This is a genomic window from Martinezella lusitana, assembly GCF_014207095.1.
Lineage (GTDB): Bacteria > Pseudomonadota > Alphaproteobacteria > Rhizobiales > Rhizobiaceae > Rhizobium > Rhizobium lusitanum_B.
Window position 1 is genome coordinate 382009 of the sequence record NZ_JACHBG010000003.1, and the last position, 14727, is coordinate 396735.

Genomic DNA, 14727 nt, shown 5'->3' on the forward strand with positions numbered 1-14727 from the left:
CGGTTCGGCTTGCACGGCGTCATACGTGGTGCCGGAAGCGAGGAGGGCAGGCCTCCTCGCTTCGTTGCGGTTTTACTTGGTTTCGATCACATTCCAGCCGTCGACGATGGCCTTGATGGCAGTCGAGAAGCTCTTCACGTCCGTCGGGAAATGCACCTTGGCATAGCTCTCCTTCGGCAGCATCGCGCCCGCGACGTCCTTGGGCAGTTCGACATCGCGGGTCGGATGTGCATGGCCCTTGGCAAGCAGGATCTGACCTTCATCGGAGAACAGGAAGTCGAGCGCGCCCTTGGCGGCGTTCGGGTGCGGGGCGACGGCGCTCATATATTGGGCGAAGAGCATGCCGACCGTTCCGTCTGTCGGGATGATGACCTTCAGCGGCAAGCCGGTTGCGTCGCGCTTGGCCTGGCCGTCGAAATCGTAAACCAGCGATATCGGGCATTCGCCCTTCTGGATCGATGCGACGTTGAGGACGACGCCCTTGCGCAGGTTGCCGCTGTCGCGCAGCTGCTTGAACCAGTCGAGACCGGGCTGAATATTCGCTTCGCTGCCGCCATTGGCGAGTGCTGCAGCAAGAACCGAGGCCGTTGCATAGGTGGAGACGCGCGGATCGCGGCTGCAAACCATGTCCTTGTATTCGGGCTTCAGCAGGTCATTCCACGATGCCGGCGCCGTCTTGACCTGATCGGTATTGACGAGAAATGCGATCGCGCCCCAGTAGGATGCAGCCCAATGACCTTCCGGATCCTTGAACTGCGGCTTGATGCGATCCCAATTGGCGTTCTTGTAGCTGCCTGCCAGCTTCTCATCGAGCAGCCGACCGACGAAATCATAGCCGATATCGGCGATATCCATGACGGGAGCGCTCTTTTCAGCCAGCAGATGGGTGATCTGTTCGCCCGATGTCATGTCGGTATCGACATGTTCGACGCCATACTTCTTTTCGATTTCCGTGAAGATGGTGCCCAGGTTGACCCAATCGTCCGACATTCCATAGGAGACGAGCTTGCCTTCCTGTTTGGCACCGGCAACGACGGCTGGCGCGCTCTCGGCGAGAGCGAAGCTTGCGCTGGTGCAGAGCAGGGCGACGCTGAGAGTATATTTTACGGCTTTTGCAATCACGCTATTGGTCCTTTGCTTTGGAGGTAGTGAGACGGGGACGTTCCGAGCGATGAGCGGACGTCGTGAGAATGCCGAGCGAGATGAGCCAGGCACATGCGAAACTGATGAGGGCCAGCGCGCTCGCCTGGCGCGCGTCGAAGCGGGTGAATTCGACGAGGTAGATCGGGAATGTCTTGAACCGCGTGCCGATGAGCAGACTGGCAAGCGCGAACTCGACAAAGGCCGCGGAAAAGACCAGCAGGCTTCCGTTGACCACGCCGCTGCGGATATTCGGCAGAATAACGGACAGAAATGTCCAGGTCTGGCCGGCGCCCAGGCTGTTTGCCGCTTCCGAAAGCGTGCGGGTATCGATCGCCTCAAGGGCATTCATGACTGGCCGGTACATGAAGGGCAGAGTGATCACGACATAGGCGAAGACCAGAAGAACAGGCGAGCTGGCAAGCGACAGGGGTGCTGCGCCATAGAGCCTGATCAGACCTAAGGCAAGGACTGCCGCCGGGAAGCCGAACGGGATGATGGTCAATATTTCCATCAGAGCCTTTGCGCGCGGCAGCTTCGCGTGAACCCAGTAGGCGGTAGGGACCACGAGGGCGAGGGAAGCTAGAACGCTGGCGCCGGAGATATAGACCGAGTTGAACAGGGAGGTTCTGAAAGCCGTCTTTGCCGTGACTTTGCTCCACCAATCCAGGGTGAAGCCTTCCGGCCAGATCGAGCGATCCCAGCGCACGGAAATCGAAAACAGGGCTGTTGCCAGGATCGGCACGATCATGAACAGCAGGAAGAGGGTGATCACGGTGATCTGCGCCAGCGACGACGCACTGACCCTGTTGGTCGCGTTCGGCGTGCTCATGATGCGATCTTCCTCGCATTGCGCACCAGAAGCTGGTGGGCAGCGACGCACAGCGCCATGATCAGTAGCGAAAGAACGGCAATGGCGTCAGCCAGCGCCGGCTCCAGCTGCACTTCTCCGCGAATGAGCGCAGCAATCTGGATGGTGACGAGATTGATCGACGAGCCGGTCAGGGTCCACGCCGTCGCATAGGCGCCGAACGCATTGGCAAAGAGCAGAAAGAAGCTGCTGACGAGGCTTGGCGACAAGATCGGAAGCGCGACCATGCGCCAGTAGAGAATAGGTTTGGCTCCGAGAATGGCCGCAGCCTCCGCCCATTCCTGGCGCAAGCCCTGGAAGGAAGGGATCAGCAACAGGATCGCCAGCGGTATCTGAAAATAGAGATAGGCGACGACGAGGCCGCCCAGCGAATAGATGCGGAAGCCGGGATAAAGGTCGATGCCGATCTGCTTCAGCAGCAGCGTGACAATCCCAGTCGAGCCGAGCGTTATGACGAACGCGAAGGCAAGCGGCGCCCCGCCGAAATTGGCAGTTACATCGGCAAGCGCGGTAAGGCTGTTCTTCACCAGCGGGCTGCGGCTGTTGACGATCAGATGGGCAACAACGGCGCCAGCGATCGTACCGGCCGCAGCCGTTGCGAGCGACAGCCCGATGCTGTTGACGAAGGCGGCGACAATGGCCGGGTTCAAGGCCCTGGCGAAATTGTCGAGCGAGATGACATCCTTCGTCGTCAGCGCCGATTTCACCAGCATCATCAGCGGAGCGATTTCGAAGGCAACTATGAAAGCCAGAAAGGGTGCCAGCCCAAGCCATGCCCAGGATAGCCGCCGGTCGCCGCCCGACCTCAGCATTGCGCCACCGTTCCGTCGACGGCGATGGTCACCAGGCCGGCATAATGCGCGCCGATATCAGCTCGGATCCTGTCATGATCTGTCGTGGGATAGGTGTGTGTGACAATGAGGTGCCTGACACCTGCCGCTGCGGCAATGCGCCCGACCGCATCCGAGGTGAAGTGGTCTGTCGTAGGGTATCCCTTTTCGAAGGAGCATTCGCAAAGGAACATGTCCGCCTGACGCGCGATCTTGATCATCGCATCCATATCGGCGGCATCGCCGGAATAGACGAATACGCCGTTCTCGGTTTCGAGGCGGAAGGCCAGGCTGTTTGACGTGTGTCCAGTGAGGCAGGTTTCCACCGTCAGTCCGGCAATCTCGTGCCGGCCGACCTCAAGCTCGATAACCTCGACCGCATAGGTTTGCGGCACGGCGTCTCTGAAGATCGCAAGCAACTCGGTGATGAAGGCTTTCAGGCCGCGGCAGCCGGCGATGGTCAGCGTTTGCGTGCGGCTCCATCCCGGTGTTGCCTCAAGCGCCTGCAACAGCGTCACAAGATCGAGCGTGTGGTCCGGATGCAGATGCGAAATAAAGATCGTCTGTAGGTCGCGATAATCCAGTCCGGCCAAGGCGAGACGAGCAAGCGCACCCGGACCCATATCGAACACGACAGTTCTGTCCGCGATCTCAAGCGCGTGGCAGGACGTGCTCAGCCCGCGCGCCGGCAGAATTGTTCCCGCTCCAGCGACAGTAAGCTTCAATGTGTGATCGTTGCGCGATACGCTCGCGTGGCTTGTCTCTGTCATGCCTCTTCAACCCATTTTTGAAAGCAGGGGCGTTTAACCACGCGAGAGTGACAGGCAGGTGACAATAATAATATTATTCATACTATTTAGGTTTTAGAACATCGCCGATGCGCGTGTCCGCTTGAGGCGAACATCGGAGACCCTTGAAAAATGACGGAAGTCAGCGGGTCGATCTACCCGATGCAACGCGCGAAACCCGGCGCAAGAGCGCATCGCCGCTTCTCAATCGCGATCGGGTATGGGGGCATTCCGGGCGCCGCATATTCGTGTGATCCCACGTACGGGCCAGGTCACTTAGCCGGCGAGGTGGCTGGATCAGGTGTTAGGCCGGCGAGACATCAAGTTGCTGACTAAACGAAAGTTTGCGGATGTTATTTCAACGGTCTCGCGAAAAATAGAAGACTAATTCCATAGTCTATATTGGATTGGTCGGGTGGCTTCTATAGCCTTGAGCGGCATTCGGTTTTCGAGGGATTTCAATGACGATCGCAGCCAATTTCAAGGCGTTTACTCTGGCTGCCGGCCTTTCCTTGCTTGCCTCATCGGTCGCGTTTTCTGCCGATGAGAGCAAGCCGGTACAGGGCGGCACGCTGATTTACCTGGAGCAGCAGGCCCATACCAATCTCTATCCGCCAGCCGGCGGCTTCTACCCGAACGGCGGCATTCTGAACCAGATCACTGACAAGCTGACCTATCAGAACCCGAAGACGCTGCAGATCGAGCCCTGGGTTGCCGAATCCTGGACTGTAAACGACAGGGCCACGGAATATACCTTCAAGATCCGCAAGGGCGTGACCTTTTCCGATGGAACACCCGTCGATGCCAATGCCGTCGCCAAGAACTACGATACGTTCGGTCTCGGCAACAAGGATCTGAAGCAGCCGGTTTCCGAGGTGATCAACAATTACGATCGCAGCGAGGTCGTCGACCCATACACCGTCAAGTTCTACTTCAAGAAGTCGTCGCCCGGCTTCCTTCAGGGAACGTCGGTCATCGGTTCTGGGCTCGTCTCGTTGAAAACGCTTGCCTTGCCTTTCGACCAGCTGGGCGATGCGACGAAAATCATCGGCTCCGGTCCCTTCGTTGTCGAGAGCGAGACGCTCGGCAAGCAGCTCTCGCTGAAGGCGCGCGCCGACTACAACTGGGGTCCAGCCAGGTTCGAGCATCAGGGCCGCGCCTATCTCGACGGCATCAAATATATCATCACCGGCGAAGACAGCGTACGTATTGGTGCGTTGCTTTCCGGCCAGGCCGATTTCATCCGCCAGCTTCAGGCCTATGACGAAAAGCAGGTCAGCGATCAGAGCTTTGCAATCTATGCCGCGCCCACGCGCGGGGTGAACGATAGCGTTGCTTTTCGGCCGGATAATCCGCTTGTTGCCGACCTCAAGGTGCGTCAGGCACTGCTGCACGCCACCGACAGCAAGGAGATCGTCGACACGCTGTTTTCGGCCAATTATCCGCAGGCGAAGTCGGTGATATCGTCGGCAGCTGCCGGATACGAAGATCTGTCCTCCAAGCTGACGCACGACCAGGCGCTCGCCGAGAAGCTGCTCGATGAAGCAGGCTGGACGAAGGGTACAGGCGGTGTGCGACAGAAGGACGGAAAGCCGCTGTCGCTCGCCGTCTATGAATCGCTGCCGCAGCCGCAAAACAAGGCGGTCCTGCAGCTCGTCGCCCAGCAATGGGCCAAGGTTGGCGTCAAGCTTCAGGTGCTTGCCGGCACCTCGGGCAATCTGGTCACGGACAATGTCGATCCGGCAAAGACGCCGCTGGTCGTCGCCGAAGTCGGCCGCGCCGATCCCGACGTCATCAAGAGCCAGTTCTATCCGAAGAACCGCGACGCGCTTCTCCAGAAAGGCGGCCTCAACGCCAAGGCAACCTTCTCTGACGACAAGCTGAACGGCCTTCTGGAAGCCATCGCCTCGGAGACGGATAGCGACAAGCGTCTGGCGGCGGCGAAGGCCGCGCAAGCCTATCTGCTGGATGCCGCCTATGTCATCCCCTTCTTCGAGGAGCCGCAGGTTTTTGCCGGTGCTCCCTACGTCAAGGGTGTGGCCTTCGAAGCCGTCGGCCGGCCGTCCTTCTACAATGTCTGGCTTGCCGCACACTGAGTATCTCCTGCAGCCCGTCCACAGGCCGGGCTGCATTTTCGTAACGACAGGCCACTCGCATGACGAAATACATCTTAACAAGGATCGGACAGTCGCTACTGGTTTTGTGGGCGGCCTTCACCGTTTCGTTCGTGCTGCTGCAATCGATGCCGGGCGATGCGATCCTGATCAAGTTTCAGAGTCCCGACTATGGGCTGAGCCCCGAGCAGCTTGCCGACATCAGGGCTGCCTATGGAGCCGATGGATCTATGCTGCAGCAATATATCCATACGGTGTGGAGCTTCCTGTCTGGAAACTTCGGCTACTCGTTGCAGGCGGGTGTTTCCGTAAGTTCGCAGCTTGCCGTCAGCCTGCCGTCCACCTTGCTGCTTGCCGGCTTCAGCTTTCTGCTCGCTGCAGTCCTTGCCGTCGTCATCGCCATCCTGGCCAATCTATCGGGCTTCGGCTGGCTGCGTGGTTTCATGCAATCACTGCCGTCACTGTTCATATCCGTGCCGACATTCTGGCTCGGCATCATGTTCATTCAGATCTTTTCGTTTCGCCTAAGGCTGGTGCCGGTTATCGATCCCGGTCCATGGCAGGGACTGATCCTGCCGATCTTGACGGTTGCCGTGCCGATCTCCGCGCCGCTTGCGCAGATCATCCTGCGAAACATTGATGAGGTTCTGACGCGCCCGTTTATTTCCGTGGCGCGTGCCAAAGGTGCTTCGCATGGACAGGTGCTGTGGCGTCATGTCGCCAAGAATACGCTGCTTCCGGTGCTAACGGTCGCGGGCCTGTTGTTCGGCGAGCTGATCGCTGGGGCGGTCGTTACCGAAACGGTCTTCGGGCTGAACGGCATCGGCAATCTGACAAAACATGCGGTCGATGCACAGGACGTCGCTGTGCTGCAGGCGATCGTTGTGATTTCGGCGGCCGCCTTCGTCACGATCAACCTGATCGTCGACTTGCTATATCCGATCCTCGATCCGCGCCTGAAAGCAAGGCTTGGAGCCAACTGATGACGAATTTCTATACAGCGGATCTCCATCGCCCGCTCGAACATGCCGATGCTCTGGAAAGCCTGTCGGCGCAGCCGGCCCGCGAAGACGCCCGGCCGCTTGCGCGCCGCTTTTCGCTTCCTTTCCGGCCGAGCTTGCTTCTTGCCATATTCATATTGACTGTGGCCGTCCTGTGGGCGCTTTTTCCCGGCGTCTTCACGAGTTACAGTCCGGTGGAAGGCCTGCCCGGCCAACATCTGAAGGCGCCAAGCGCCGCCCATATTCTCGGTACCGATGCGCTTGGCCGCGATCTATTTGCTCGCATCGTCTATGGCTCCATCCACTCCCTGTCCGGAGCACTCGCGGCTGTGGGCATCGCGCTCGTCATCGGTACGGTGCTGGGCGTACTGGCGGGATCGCTCGACGGCCGGATCGAAACGGTGATCATGCGCATCGTCGATGTGATGCTGTCGATCCCCGATCTGCTGTTGTCGCTCAGCATCATCGTTCTTCTCGGCTTCGGTACCGTCAATGCCGCCATCGCCGTCGGCTGCACCCTGATTGCCAAGTTTGCGCGCCTGGTTCGCTCGGAAGTCGTCACGATTCGGCGAAGCGACTATGTCGAGGCTGCGTTCGGCAGCGGCGGCACGTTTGTCCGCGTGCTGTGGCGCCATATTCTTCCGAACTCGCTGACGTCAGTGATCGCCTTCGCCGCACTGCAATCCGGCTGGGCCATCCTCCAGCTGTCGACGCTCGGATTTCTTGGCTATGGGGCGCCGCCGCCGACACCGGAATGGGGTCTGCTGATCGCGGAGGGGCGCAACTACATCGCGACTGCCTGGTGGCTGACGACGGCGCCCGGCCTCGTCGTCGTGCTCGTGGTGATCTCGATCAACCGCATCAGCCGTTCGATTGCGGAGATTGGCAAATGAGCCATACGACATCCGACAAAGCAAACGGGTCTGCCGTGCCGGTGCTGGATGTTTCCGGCCTGAAGATCGCCTATCGCGATCGCAGCGGCTCTCGCACGGCGGTTCATGGCATCGACTTCACCGTGAATGCCGGCGAGGTCGTCGCGCTCGTCGGTGAATCAGGCTCGGGCAAGAGCTCGACGGCTCAGGCCATTATCGGCTTGCTCCCGCAGAACGGCCATCTCGAAGGCGGCCGGATCAGGCTCAATGGCCAGGATATTGCCGGCTGGCCGCAGAAGCGGCTGGACGCGATCCGCGGCTCCGTCATCAGCTTGGTGCCGCAGGACCCCGGCAATTCCCTCAATCCTGTCAGGACGATCGGCGAGCAGGTCGCCGAGGTTCTGGTCATTCACCGCAGGGCGCCTCGTGCGGCGGCCTATCCGCAGGCGGTCGAGCTGCTGGGCCGCGTCGGCCTTAGTCAACCCGAGCTTCGTGCGCGCCAATATCCGCACGAGCTTTCGGGAGGAATGCGGCAGCGCGTGCTGATCGCCATCGCCATTGCGCTCAAGCCTTCGTTGATCATCGCAGACGAGCCGACCAGTGCGCTTGACGTGACTGTGCAGAGGCACATTCTCGATTTGATCGACGATCTCAGACGGGAATATGGGGCAGCCGTTCTGCTGGTCACGCATGATCTCGGTGTCGCTGCCGATCGTGCTGACAGGCTGGTTGTCCTGCAGAATGGCCGCATTCAGGAGCAAGGGCGGACCGCAGAGCTTTTGAAGAACCCGCAAAGCGCCTATACGCGCCGGCTGCTGGCCGACGCCCCGTCGCTGAATGTCGCTCAGTCGCACTCTCCCGCGCATCCCGTCGATGCGAAGGTCGAGCCGGGCGATGATATTGTCGTGGTCGAAGGGTTGGTGCAGGAGTTCGGGATCGGCGGCAAGGACGGTGGACTGAAGGCGGTCGATGACTTATCGTTTCGCGTCAAGCGCGGCACGACCCATGCGATCGTCGGCGAGTCCGGTTCCGGCAAGACGACGACCATCCGCATTGTCTCCGCGTTCCAGCGCCCGACGGCAGGAAGGGTCATTATCGACGGGCTTGATCTGGCGTCGTTGCGCGGCGAAACGCTGCGGCTCTTCCGCAAGAAGATCCAGCTTGTCTATCAAAATCCTTTCGGCTCGCTCGATCCGCGCCAGACGATTTCTACTATTGTCGAGGAGCCGTTGCTGAACTTCGATCCGCTGCCGAGGGCGCAGCGATTGAAAAAAGTCGCTGCTGTCATCGAGAAGGTCGGCCTGCCTGCCGATGTCCTGCAGCGGCGGCCGCATGCGCTTTCCGGCGGTCAGCGTCAGCGTGTCGCTATCGCCCGCGCGCTGGTGCTCGATCCGCAGATCCTGGTGCTGGATGAAGCCGTTTCGGCGCTCGACGTAACGGTTCAGGCGCAGATCCTCTCACTGCTCGACAGTCTCCAGCGCGAGCTCGGCCTGACCTATCTGTTCGTGTCGCATGATCTCGCCGTGGTCCGTCAGATCGCCGACACGGTCTCGGTTCTTCATAACGGCAAGCTGGTCGAAGACGGCCCGGTCGAAGAGGTCTTTGGCAATCCCAGCAGCGACTATACACGCGAGCTGATCGACGCCATTCCCGGCAAGAAATACTCGATCGCTCACCATCAGCCCCAAAGCAATGCAGGATAATTCCATGAGCACGTCAGTTTCTCCCAAACGACTGGGCTTTTTCAGCCGTGTCCTCGATCAGGCAGACGCTGCCGAGCGCTATCGGCTCGTGAGCGAGCAGATCATTCACGCGGAAGCGCAGGGTTTTGACAGTGCCTGGGTGGCGCAGCATCATTTCAATGGCGATGAGGGCGGTCTGCCGGCGCCGCTGGTTTTCCTCGCCGGTCTTGCCCCGCGCACGTCGCGCATTCGATTGGGGACGGGCGTCATCACGCTGCCGATGGAAAACCCGGTGCGCGTCGCGGAAGATACCGCTGTGCTCGACCTTCTCCTGCAAGGTCGTTTGGAGGTTGGCTTTGGCACAGGCGGCACACCACAGGCCTTTCTCCCCTTCGGCATAGAAAGCGCCGATCGCGGCCCGATCTACGGCAAGTATTTGGCGCTTATTCGCGATGCGTGGGCCGGGCGGGAGCTTGCCGGTGGCAACCATCTTTACCCGGTTGCGCCACACCTCATAGACAGGATTTGGCAGGCAACCTTCTCCGTGGGCGGCGGCGAACGCGCTGGCAAGGATGGTGACGGCCTGATGCTGTCTCGCACGCAGCCGCGCCCGGACGAGACGCCGGATGCCGAGCTTTGGGATCTGCAAAATCCCATTATCGATGCCTATTTCGCGGCTCTGCCGAAGGGCCGAGCACCGCGGATACTGGGATCACGCAGCCTTTTCGTTGCCGATGATCGCAAGGAGGCGCTTCGCCTTGCCGATATCGGCCTGCGTCGGAGTGCCGAGCGCTTTGCCGTCAGCGGTTTCAAGGTTCGCGGCGAAACGACGGCTGATCTCATCAAGGCATTCGATGTGCATGTCGGTACACCCGAAGATGTCATCGCCTCACTGCGCGCAGATACGGCTCTCGAACGGGTGACGGATCTGGTCTTTCAGGTGCATTCCATCGACCCGCCGCACGACTACATCCTGCGCTCCCTCGAGCTGATTTCGCAGAAGGTTGCGCCGGCACTCGGCTGGTCGAAGCAGATATTCGCCAACAAAGGTCCGCAACTTGCTGCCTCGGCCTGAAACAAGAACAGAGAAAGAGAAGGTATATCCATGACCTCGTCGACAACTGACGTCATCGATCTGCTGGCCGGCATCCGCGAGGGATCTTCGCTGCATGCCTTGAGAGCGGCAAGGCCACAAACGCGGGACAATGCTCAAAGAAGCTATGAAGCTCTGTTCGAGCCTGCGCATGAGGGTGAGGTAAGCCGCGGCGAACGCTTTGCCTTGGCATCGTTCGTGGCGGGCCTGCATGCGGCCGATAACGTCACCCAGTTTTATCTGGCTGCACTGGAGAAGGCGGAAAGCGAGCGTGGGCTCATCGATGCCGTCAAGACCGAGACCAATGGCGGCCGTACCGTCGGCCCCTATGGGCATTATCCGGCAGGATCGCTTTCCGCCGAAGATCGCGATGGACTTGTCTATCATGTCTCCGAAGCGGGGCGGCCGGTTCTTGGCAGCAAACTTTCGGCGGCATTGGAACATGCCCACCTTCTCGTCTATCGCCCGCGCGAAGCGAGTGCCGAGGCGCTGCAGCGGCTCTTGAATGCCGGTTGGACGACGACGGGCGTGGTGACGCTGTCTCAGATCGTTGCCTTTCTTTCGTTCCAAATCCGGGTGGTCGCCGGGCTGAGCGCATTGAATGCCGCCAGCGCCCAGCAGACCGTCTCCGCCTAACTGCAGAAGGACAGTTCCCATGACCGAGACCGTTATCCATCCCACGATCGAAGATCGGCCGAATGTCTTTACGCAGAAGGAAATCGGCTGGACGCCCTGGTTAAACCCGCTTCCCGAAGAAGAGCTGACCGAGCGTCACTGGCGAGGACTTGTCGACGCGTCGCGCGCCAAGTCGCCCTATTTCATGCTGCTGGCCCGCGATCCGGAAATCCTCGAGGCGCGGACGAAAACCGACAAGGACATCTTCTACAATGTCGAGGGCGGGTTGCCGCGCGCCGACCGCGAGCTTGCCGCAACGGCAGCGTCGCGCACCAACGGCTGCATTTTCTGCGCTTCGGTTCACTCCCGCTTTGCCTCGCATCATTCGAAGCGCAACGACGACGTCCAGCGCCTGCTCGATGAAGGCACCGGCACCGATCTCGGCAGCCGCTGGAATGCCATTGTGGCATCATCGGTCGCGTTGACGACGACGCCGTCGGAATTTGGGGCCAGCGAAATCGCAGAGCTGCGCAAGGAAGGCTTGAGCGATCTTGAGATCGCCGACGTCATCCATGGTGCGGCTTTCTTTAATTGGGCAAACCGCTTGATGCTGTCGCTTGGCGAACCTTTGCCGGCCCAGTGATCTGGCCGAGCCGGCCCTAGATGTCGATGCGCGGGGGACCTTCATATCTTGCCCGGCGCACTCCAAAGCATGGGGTGCGCCAGGGTAAATTCTTGCTTGATATTTTCCGAAACGCTTCTGTTGTCGTGGCCATGAAAACCACCCGAAAACGCGGTCTTTGAACCATGCCCGGAACCGAGCCGACACGGTACGGGTCTCGGCTGCGAACGAGGTGCCCGCGCTTGCTACGGCAGCCAAAGTTTGATACTTAACAAGCTAAGTGTCGTGCATGGATGTGAGGCAACGTTGGAACTGTTGAGCTCTCTGGATCTGCTCCGCAAGGACCGCATACGGACGCCCTTCAATCGCTGGGTCGACGATCTGCACGACATTTGCGGTAGTTTCCGTCCCAGTAGCATGGATACAAGTCTCGACATTCACGGTGAGGCCCGGCGCATCAATGCATGTGGCATGGAATTTTCCCATATCTCGAACGATCTCGATCGCATTCATCGCGACTGGGACGACGTGCGCCGTGACGCGGTCGAGCAGCTCTTTCTGATCGTTCAGTTGGAAGGCTCTTGCGGCGTGGAGCACTCTGGCCGGCAAAGCGCACTGAATGTCGGCGATTGCATACTGGTGGACTCCACCAAACCCACGACGTTTCATTTCCATGGGAAATACAGCAACCATCTGTCCCTCAACGTCCCGGGACAGCTCATCTATTTCCATGACAGTGACAAGCTCAACGTGGCGCGCACATTGGAAGCCGCAAATCCAATGGCCGTGACCCTGCGGGCACTGGTTGCCAAGATCCTTTCGACCTCAGAGAGCGACGCCCAGGCGCCGGACCTGCGACAGACGATGCTCGATGCAACCCGACAGGCGTTTGTATCCGATCTCGAGAGCTTGATGTCCTTCGATTCTCTGAATGATCTGGGATCCAGCCGGCTGCAGATGGTCGACGTTCTGATCGATCAGCATCTGACCCGGTCCTACCTGTCAGCGAAATGGCTGGCAAAGCGTATCGGTGTGTCGATGCGGGTGCTTCAGCTGCATTTTCAGGATATGGGAATGACCTGCACCACCCTCATTCGCGACAAGCGTCTGCGTTTCGCACGGGAAAAGATCAAACAGCTCCGGTTTCAGCACGATGCGCAGACCATAGCGGATGTGGCTTATTCGGTCGGCTTCAATGATTTGTCCTATTTCAATCGCTGTTTTAAAGACCTCTTTGCCTGCACGCCGACCGATCTTCTGAGATCGACAGATCGCAGCCTCGCAAACTAGATCAGCCCCGGCGCTTACCTTCCTACATGTTCGCTGCGTCCGTTGAGCTGCGGTGGTCGCCCACCGAGCGGCAACAGACCTAATCCAATTGGTCGTTAGTCGGTCGAGCAAATGGAATCGGCTCGACTTCATCTCAGATTCGTTTCGCTCCAAGACAGGCTTTCATGGCGCGTGTTCGTTTGTGCAGACGCGGTCGCAAAAGAAAATCCGCCCGAGTTTCTCGAGGACGGAACGCAGGCCGGCGTATTGGAGGAGGAACGAAGACTATGAATTCAGTGAACTTCAGGCGCGTAGTGGCGTTCGGCCTGCTGACGGCGACAACGGCTCTGGTCGGCTTTTCCGTTGCACAGGCGCAGGAGCTTGTCCTCGGGGTCATCGGCAACAGTAAGGATATGGTGCAGCCATACTCACCCACGGACTCTGTATCCGCAGATTCCATGTACGATCAGCTGTATGACGGCCTAACCAGCCACGATTCCAAGGGTGGCGTCGTCATGCGCCTTGCGGAGTCCATGACCCCGAATGCGGCCATGGATGTCTGGACCGTCAAGCTTCGTCCGAACGTCAAGCGCCACGACGGAAAGCCGTTTACCGCAGATGATGTGATCGCAAGCATCCGTTACATGTTGGACAAGGCCAATCATTTCGTCGTCTCCAGCCAGATCGACTTCGTCGATCCCGCCAAGATCCGCAAGGTCGACGATCTGACTGTGGAGTTCACACTCAATCGTCCCTTCGGTCTGTTTGCCAATGCCTTCGCAGACGACCACTTCAGGATGCGCGCTATCGCCGCCGATGGCTCCGTGGTCGGCACGGGGCCGTTCACACTCGATTCCTTCACGCCTGGTCAGGAAACCCGTATGACCCGGTTCGAAGACTATTGGGGCGAGAAGCCCGGTTTCGACAAGCTTCGCATCATCGGTTTCCGCGATCAGCAGGCGGTCACCAATGCTTTGCGCGGCGGCCAGATCGATATCGCCTATTCGGTGCCCTATACGGACGTACCGGCGCTGACGAAGGATCCGAAGCTGAAGACCGTGATGAGCGGTACGACGACCTATCCCATGCTGGCCGTCAGGGTGGACACAGAGCCCTTCAAGGATCCTCGGGTCCTTGAGGCGCTGAAGCTGGTCGTTGATCGTCAGCAGATTGTCGACAATGCATTCAGCGGTTACGCGACGATCGCCAACGATTATCTCGGTAACAACACAGCCTGCCCGGTTCCATCCGTGGCGCAGCGCGTGCAGGATATTGCCAAGGCGAAACAGCTGCTGGCCGAGGCCGGGAAAGCCAATCTTCGCCTCGAAGTCGTGACCGACGGCGCCTATTCCGGCATGATGGAAATGGCGCAGCTTTTCGCCCAGCAGGCTGCACAAGCCGGCATTACGGTCAAGGTGCGCCGCCTCGATCCTGCAACCTTCCTCAACCGCTGGCGGGAATGGCCGTTCCTCGTCAGTCTGGCGAGCGGACCCTATGAAACCGGGACTCTTGCAGCCCTGCTGCCGGATCAGGGCGAGAACGCGACGCATTTCGACGATGCCGAGTATAACGATCTCGCCAAGCGCCTGGAAAGCACGAGTGATCTAGCCGCGCAGTGCAAGCTGGTCACGCAGATGCAGGAAGTCGAATACAAGCGCAGCGGCCACATCGTGCCGGCCTATCCGGAGAACATCACCGTCTATCGGGATACCGTCAGCGGATTGAAGCCGGATTTCTATGGCCGTACGCCGATCCAATATGCCGGCGTTACCGTCAAGAAATAGAGCAATTCCGGGAAAAGTGCGGAGCGACTTTCCGCCCGGAATGCGG

Annotated in this window: 13 protein-coding genes; 9 read left to right on the forward strand and 4 right to left on the reverse strand. The window is 59.5% G+C overall.

The window, feature by feature from the left end:
- Positions 1 to 72: 72 nt before the first annotated feature.
- From GGD46_RS09815 to GGD46_RS09830, 4 genes are read right to left on the reverse strand one after another with little or no spacing between them, the layout of a single operon-like run.
- Positions 73 to 1122 carry an extracellular solute-binding protein gene (locus GGD46_RS09815; RefSeq protein WP_184703557.1) on the reverse strand — a complete coding sequence of 350 codons (1050 nt, stop codon included), beginning with the start codon at positions 1120 to 1122 and terminating at the stop codon, positions 73 to 75.
- A 1-nt stretch (position 1123) separates the two neighbouring features.
- Entirely contained in the window at positions 1124 to 1972 is an 849-nt protein-coding gene (locus GGD46_RS09820) for an ABC transporter permease (protein ID WP_184703558.1), read from the reverse strand.
- Positions 1969 to 2823: an ABC transporter permease subunit gene (locus tag GGD46_RS09825; RefSeq protein WP_184703559.1), complete on the reverse strand. Its 855-nt coding sequence runs from the start codon at positions 2821 to 2823 to the stop codon at positions 1969 to 1971. The genes GGD46_RS09820 and GGD46_RS09825 overlap by 4 nt, the downstream gene beginning before the upstream one ends.
- Positions 2817 to 3611 (reverse strand): MBL fold metallo-hydrolase, encoded by a 795-nt coding sequence (locus tag GGD46_RS09830; RefSeq protein ID WP_184703560.1) that lies wholly within the window; start codon positions 3609 to 3611, stop codon positions 2817 to 2819. The genes GGD46_RS09825 and GGD46_RS09830 overlap by 7 nt, the downstream gene beginning before the upstream one ends.
- Positions 3612 to 4090: 479 nt before the next feature.
- Here GGD46_RS09830 and GGD46_RS09835 point away from each other — a divergent pair, with 479 nt between their 5' ends.
- From GGD46_RS09835 to GGD46_RS09875, 9 genes are all read left to right on the forward strand, one after another.
- Entirely contained in the window at positions 4091 to 5725 is a 1635-nt protein-coding gene (locus GGD46_RS09835) for a TIGR04028 family ABC transporter substrate-binding protein (protein ID WP_184703561.1), read from the forward strand.
- Positions 5726 to 5784: 59 nt separating this feature from the next.
- Complete coding sequence (locus GGD46_RS09840; protein ID WP_184703562.1) at positions 5785 to 6726, forward strand: ABC transporter permease; 942 nt, start codon at positions 5785 to 5787, stop codon at positions 6724 to 6726.
- Positions 6726 to 7637 (forward strand): ABC transporter permease, encoded by a 912-nt coding sequence (locus GGD46_RS09845; protein WP_184703563.1) that lies wholly within the window; start codon positions 6726 to 6728, stop codon positions 7635 to 7637. Before GGD46_RS09840 ends, GGD46_RS09845 begins: the two co-directional genes overlap by 1 nt.
- Positions 7634 to 9319, forward strand: a complete 1686-nt coding sequence (locus GGD46_RS09850) for an ABC transporter ATP-binding protein (protein WP_184703564.1) — start codon at positions 7634 to 7636, stop codon at positions 9317 to 9319. Before GGD46_RS09845 ends, GGD46_RS09850 begins: the two co-directional genes overlap by 4 nt.
- Before the next feature lie 4 nt (positions 9320 to 9323).
- Positions 9324 to 10373, forward strand: coding sequence for a putative FMN-dependent luciferase-like monooxygenase (locus tag GGD46_RS09855; RefSeq protein ID WP_184703565.1), 1050 nt, complete (start codon positions 9324 to 9326; stop codon positions 10371 to 10373).
- 30 nt (positions 10374 to 10403) lie between these two features.
- Entirely contained in the window at positions 10404 to 11027 is a 624-nt protein-coding gene (locus GGD46_RS09860; protein WP_184703566.1) for a CMD domain protein, read from the forward strand.
- 19 nt (positions 11028 to 11046) lie between these two features.
- Positions 11047 to 11649, forward strand: coding sequence for an alkylhydroperoxidase domain protein (locus tag GGD46_RS09865; RefSeq protein ID WP_184703567.1), 603 nt, complete (start codon positions 11047 to 11049; stop codon positions 11647 to 11649).
- Positions 11650 to 11934: 285 nt separating this feature from the next.
- Complete coding sequence (locus GGD46_RS09870; RefSeq protein ID WP_184703568.1) at positions 11935 to 12918, forward strand: helix-turn-helix domain-containing protein; 984 nt, start codon at positions 11935 to 11937, stop codon at positions 12916 to 12918.
- 266 nt (positions 12919 to 13184) lie between these two features.
- Complete coding sequence (locus GGD46_RS09875; protein WP_184703569.1) at positions 13185 to 14681, forward strand: ABC transporter substrate-binding protein; 1497 nt, start codon at positions 13185 to 13187, stop codon at positions 14679 to 14681.
- The last annotated feature ends 46 nt before the right edge of the window (positions 14682 to 14727 follow it).

Coding starts and splice junctions, on each gene's coding strand:
- GGD46_RS09820 (WP_184703558.1), bottom strand. CDS start 1,972: ATGAGCACGCCGAACGCGACCAACAGGGTCAGTGCGTCGTCGCTGGCG.
- GGD46_RS09825 (WP_184703559.1), bottom strand. CDS start 2,823: ATGCTGAGGTCGGGCGGCGACCGGCGGCTATCCTGGGCATGGCTTGGG.
- GGD46_RS09830 (WP_184703560.1), bottom strand. CDS start 3,611: ATGACAGAGACAAGCCACGCGAGCGTATCGCGCAACGATCACACATTG.
- GGD46_RS09835 (WP_184703561.1), top strand. CDS start 4,091: ATGACGATCGCAGCCAATTTCAAGGCGTTTACTCTGGCTGCCGGCCTT.
- GGD46_RS09840 (WP_184703562.1), top strand. CDS start 5,785: ATGACGAAATACATCTTAACAAGGATCGGACAGTCGCTACTGGTTTTG.
- GGD46_RS09845 (WP_184703563.1), top strand. CDS start 6,726: ATGACGAATTTCTATACAGCGGATCTCCATCGCCCGCTCGAACATGCC.
- GGD46_RS09850 (WP_184703564.1), top strand. CDS start 7,634: ATGAGCCATACGACATCCGACAAAGCAAACGGGTCTGCCGTGCCGGTG.
- GGD46_RS09855 (WP_184703565.1), top strand. CDS start 9,324: ATGAGCACGTCAGTTTCTCCCAAACGACTGGGCTTTTTCAGCCGTGTC.
- GGD46_RS09860 (WP_184703566.1), top strand. CDS start 10,404: ATGACCTCGTCGACAACTGACGTCATCGATCTGCTGGCCGGCATCCGC.
- GGD46_RS09865 (WP_184703567.1), top strand. CDS start 11,047: ATGACCGAGACCGTTATCCATCCCACGATCGAAGATCGGCCGAATGTC.
- GGD46_RS09875 (WP_184703569.1), top strand. CDS start 13,185: ATGAATTCAGTGAACTTCAGGCGCGTAGTGGCGTTCGGCCTGCTGACG.